Raw genomic sequence first — 4897 nt, forward strand, 5'->3', positions numbered from 1 at the left:
GTAACGCGCGGGCACAGCCGCACCTGGCCGGACTCAAGGCAGCCGGAAAACGGCCAGAGTGCGCCCCAAAACGGCAGCGTTGTGGCTCATGGCGTTGGCCGATTGTGCCGAGGCATCGACCAAAGCAGCGTTCTGCTGCGTCACGCGGTCCAGGTCGATGACGGCCTCGTTGACCTGGGCAATGCCTTGCGACTGCTCGCGCGTGGCCATGCCGATCTGCCCCATCAGTGCATTGACGTGGGCCACCGACTGCACCACCTCTTCAATCGTCTGGCGGGCCGATTGCATCTGCACCGCACCGCGCTCGGTGTGGGCGCTTGACTCACCAATCAGGGTGCGAATCTCGCCAGCTGCCTTGGCGCTGCGCTGGGCCAGCGCACGCACCTCGGCGGCCACCACGGCAAAACCACGGCCTTGTTCCCCGGCGCGGGCGGCTTCTACGGCGGCGTTGAGCGCCAGGATGTTGGTCTGGAAGGCAATGCCCTCGATGGTGGCAATGATCTGGCCCATCTTGCGTGAGGATTGCTCGATCGCCTGCACCACCTCACTGACCTGTGCCACCGCAGCGCCGCCACGGCGGGCCAGCTCGGCACTGTGCGCGCTTTCTTTGAGCACCTGGTCGGTGGTGTCCACCGACTGGCGCACCGTGCTGGAGAGTTCTTCCATGGACGCTGCGGTCTGTTGCAAGCTGCTCGCCTGCGACTCGGTGCGCGCCGACAGGTCGTGGGAGCCCTGGGCAATCTCTGCGGAAATGCGGCCAAAGGCGCCGATTTCGCTGCGGGCATCGCCCACCACGGCGCGCAGGTTGACCTGGATTTGCTGCAAACGCTCCATCAGCAAGGCCATGGGATGGCGCTCGCGGATACGGCGCTCGTCACCTGAAATGCTGCACCCGGCGATGGCGATGGCCACCTGGTTGGCATCGGCCAGCGCCCGGGTGATGCGGCGGTGAAAGCGCCACACAATGAAGGCCGAGATGCCCATGACCAGTGCCGCCTGCAACATCAGCGCCAGGGGGCTGTGGATCCAGCCCATGGCCTGCGGCACCAGCGCTGCCGCCCACAGCGGCAGCATCAGGGCCACCAAGCGCTCGGTGAAGGTGGCGCGTTGCAGGCGCCCCAGGCGGTCGCGCCAGCCCGTGGGGCGCACGCGCCCTGCATGCAGGTAAAAAGTGTGCCTGCCCGACTCGCGCTCCTGGCGCACACGCTGGTACAGGGATTCTGCCTCGCGCACCTCCTCGCGCGTGGGCTTGACCCGCACCGACATATAGCCTTTGGGCTTGCCGTTTTCCATCAGTGGCGTGACGTGGGCGCGCACCCAGTAAAAGCTGCCATCCTTGCGCCGGTTCTTGACGACACCCACCCAGCTGCGGCCTTTGCCAATGGTGTTCCACATGTCCTTGAACGCTTCGGGGGGCATATCGGGGTGGCGCACCATGTTGTGCGGCTGGCCCATCAGCTCGCCCATCGCATAGCCGCTGACCCGGACAAAGGCAGCATTACAGTGGGTGATGGTGCCCTTGGCGTCCGTGGTGGACATCAACAATTCGTCTCCGGGAAAATCAAATTCGTGGGGCGTGACAGGCAAATTGGTGCGCATGCTGCGGGGGTCTGTGGTGAGGTGCGCGCAAGTATAGGAATCGGGCACATCAGCACCCCCACACACCGCATGCACTGCTCTTTTTTATACAGTTTGTTGCAAATAAGCAACAAACAACCGCACACTACCCCCGCGCATCAGTTCAGGAGGAACACCTGCACCGAACGCGACAACGCCGTGGAGTTACTTTTGAGCGCATCCGCCGAGGCAGCGGTTTGCTCCACCAGCGCGGCGTTTTGCTGGGTGACGGCCTCCAGCTGGGTGACGGCCTCGTTGGCCTGGCCAATGCCCACGGACTGCTCGGTGGTGGCCAGGCTGATCTGGTGCACCAACTCACTGACGCGCGAGACCGAAGCCACGACTTCGGCAATGGTTTTGCCCGCTTCTGCCATCTGGCGCGAACCGTCGGCCACCTGCGCTGCCGAGGCACCAATCAGCGTGCGAATCTCTTTGGCCGCGCTGGCACTGCGCTGGGCCAGCGCCCGCACCTCACCAGCCACCACGGCAAAACCCCGGCCCTGTTCACCCGCACGCGCAGCCTCCACGGCGGCATTGAGCGCCAGCAGGTTGGTCTGGAACGCAATGCCCTCAATCACCGAAATGATCTCGCTGACCTGGCTTGAAGAACGTTCGATGGCCTGCATGGCCTGGCCCACCTGCTGCACGGCCTGCCCACCCCGGCGCGCCACTTCGGCGCTTTGGGCGCTGTCATCAGAGACCCTCTCTGCGGTATCGGCGGTCTGGCGCACGGTGCTGGACAGCTCTTCCATGGCAGAGGCGGTTTTCTCCAGGCTCACGGCCTGGGCTTCGGTGCGCGCATACAGATCGTGGCCGCCCTGGGCAATGTCATCGGCAGAGCCCATGAAGCCTGCAATTTCAGAGCGCACATCGCCCACCACAGCACGCAGATTGACCTGAATTTGTTGCAAATTGCCCGCCAATGACCGCAAGGAGGGGGCGAAATGCTCGCTCTGGAGCTGGGTAGTCAGGTTGCAGGCTGCAATGTCGCGGGCAAATTGCCCGGCATCACGCATACCGCGCACGATGCGCCCATGGAACCAGGCCAGCACGCCTGCAATGCCCGCCAGCATCAAACCCAGCTCGGCTCCCCAGGCCAGCGCACCTTGCCAACCCAGCCAGCGCGGCACCATGCCCACGATGACCACGCCCAGCAGCATCAGCGCCAGATTCTGCGTGGCAGAAATGCCCTCCACACGCTGCCACAGGCCACGCAGCCCGGGGTACACCACCCGGCCATGGTGCAAACGCAGGGTTTGGCGTTGCGCAGCATGGTCGGCGCGCAACTGCGCATACAACGCCTCAGCCTGCTGCACCTCAGCACGCCCGGGCTTGGTGCGCACCGACATATAGCCACGCGGCTTGCCGCCGTCCATGATGGGCGTGACGTTGGCACGCACCCAGTAAAAGCCGCCGTTTTTGCGCCGGTTTTTCACCAGCCCCGTCCAGGCGTGGCCGCGCCCGATGGTGGCCCACATGTCTTTGTAGGCCTGGGGCGGCATGTCGGGGTGGCGAATCAGGTTGTGGGGCTGGCCAATCAGCTCGTCGTAGGCATAGCCGCTGGCGTCCATGAACGCTGTATTGCAATGGGTGATGACGCCCTTGGTGTCCGTGCTGGAAACCAACATGCTCTGCGCGGGGTAATCGTATTCATCGTCCGTCACAGGCAGGTTGATTCGCATCGGCAGTCTTTCTTTATCTGAAAAAATTCCCCCAGACCATAGGGATAAAACAAAAAATGGCCGAATTTATGGCCCGATCTGTAAACATTCATTTAAATGTAACATTTAGTGCCACAAAAGCACAACCTTACTTACAACTCGGCATCACCAGCGCGGTGCCGCTGTTCAACAGGCACAGGTTTATTGCAAGCACACCAGCAGCAAGCCGGCCACCACCATGAGCATGCCGGCTTTTTCTTGCCACAGCAGGTTCTCGCTCAGGATGCGGCGCGAGACAAAGTAGCTGAACACCACTTCGATCATGCCCAGCGTGCGCACCGGCCCCACGCTTTGCAGCGCGTAGGCGGTGAACCAGGCCAGTGATGCCGCCGCGCCCATGGCCCCCGTCAGCAGCGACACCCGCCAGGCACGCCACAGCGGCGCCAAGCCCTGGGGCGTGCGCCGTGCCACCCAAGCGCCCAGTCCTATCGACTGCAAACTCTGCGCCAGCAGCACGCCCCAGGCGCCCGACACCCAGGGCGATGCAGCCCCCAGTGCCAGCGCTCCACCGCGAAAGCACACGGTAGCAATCGCAAAACAGGCGCCACCGGCCAGCCCGTACAGCGCCGGACGACTCAGCCAGGCCGAGGCCGATAGCCACTGCGTCCGGTCGGCGGGCAGCGACAGCACCGCCACGCCCAGCGTGGCCAGCACCATGGCCAGCAGCGCCAGCGGCGTGGGCAGCTCGTGCAAAAACAGGGCAGCGAACAGCGCCACCTGCAATACCTCGGTTTTGGCCAGCGTGACGGCCACGGCAAAGTTGCGCTCCTGCATGGCCACCAGCAGCGCGGCCGTGGCGGCAATCTGGAACAGCGCGCCCAGCGCAATCCAGCCCACATAGACCAAGCTGAAGTCGGGCAACACCCGCGCGGCGGGCAGCCACAGGCACAGCAGCGCCAGGTACACCAGCGCAAACGGCAAGCCGTACAAAAAACGCACCAGCGTGGCAGGCAGGGTGCCAAGTTCAGTGGTCAAAGAGCGCTGGGCCGTGTTGCGCACGGTTTGCGCCGCAGCGGCAAACAGCACCACCGGCACCCACAGCCAGCCGGGTTCATTCAGGGGAAGAGACATGGGGGGAACAATCCAGAAACCGCCGGCAGCCAACGTGCGCGGCGGGGCGCCAGCATAGCGCCAGGCCCCTGCGCGTGCGTGCGTGGTCGGCGATGGCTGCCTGAGCCAGCGGCGCAGATACTTCAAAAAAGATAGCTGTTAGCGCTTATCTGCCTTGGGCTGGGGGCTGAAAATGCTTCGGATTTTGTTGAGAATAGCGTTCGGTTCATCCTTTGGCTTTGGGCTTCGTTCTTGCTGAGGGCGGGAACTTGGCTGAAGGCGGGAGCCGGGTCTCGCCCCGGCGGGCGAGGTACTTTTCTTTGCTTCGCCAAAGAAAAGTACCCAAAAGAAAAGCGACCCCACGCCTGCGACCCCAGCGCGGAGCGCTGGGGCACACCTGCGCCGGGGCACTTGCGGGGTGCGCCGTGGAACTCACTGCGCGCCTGCGGCGCTGCGCTCGGACAACCACGGCGAGTCAGTCCACGCTGCGGGTGTGTCCTGCGGCACAC

General features: G+C 64.1%; 3 protein-coding genes. All 3 read right to left on the reverse strand.

From position 1 onward, the window contains the following. Positions 1-33 precede the first annotated feature (33 nt). The 3 genes from PHX69_RS15300 to PHX69_RS15310 all read right to left on the reverse strand — a co-directional run bounded on the left by PHX69_RS15300 (position 34) and on the right by PHX69_RS15310 (position 4409). A complete protein-coding gene (locus PHX69_RS15300; RefSeq protein WP_288044880.1) occupies positions 34-1599 on the reverse strand; it encodes a methyl-accepting chemotaxis protein in 1566 nt (521 codons plus the stop codon). Between the two features lie 137 nt (positions 1600-1736). Continuing rightward, entirely contained in the window at positions 1737-3299 is a 1563-nt protein-coding gene (locus PHX69_RS15305) for a methyl-accepting chemotaxis protein (protein WP_288044883.1), read from the reverse strand. A 180-nt stretch (positions 3300-3479) separates the two neighbouring features. Then, positions 3480-4409 carry an EamA family transporter gene (locus PHX69_RS15310; RefSeq protein ID WP_288044886.1) on the reverse strand — a complete coding sequence of 310 codons (930 nt, stop codon included), beginning with the start codon at positions 4407-4409 and terminating at the stop codon, positions 3480-3482. Positions 4410-4897 lie beyond the last annotated feature (488 nt).

The organism is Simplicispira sp. (assembly GCF_028687295.1).
In the GTDB taxonomy this organism is placed as follows: Bacteria; Pseudomonadota; Gammaproteobacteria; order Burkholderiales; family Burkholderiaceae_C; genus Simplicispira; species Simplicispira metamorpha.

What these genes read in the sequence shown, in the direction of transcription:
- PHX69_RS15305 (WP_288044883.1), bottom strand. Translation starts at nt 3,299, where the DNA reads ATGCGAATCAACCTGCCTGTGACGGACGATGAATACGATTACCCCGCG.
- PHX69_RS15300 (WP_288044880.1), bottom strand. Translation starts at nt 1,599, where the DNA reads ATGCGCACCAATTTGCCTGTCACGCCCCACGAATTTGATTTTCCCGGA.
- PHX69_RS15310 (WP_288044886.1), bottom strand. Translation starts at nt 4,409, where the DNA reads ATGTCTCTTCCCCTGAATGAACCCGGCTGGCTGTGGGTGCCGGTGGTG.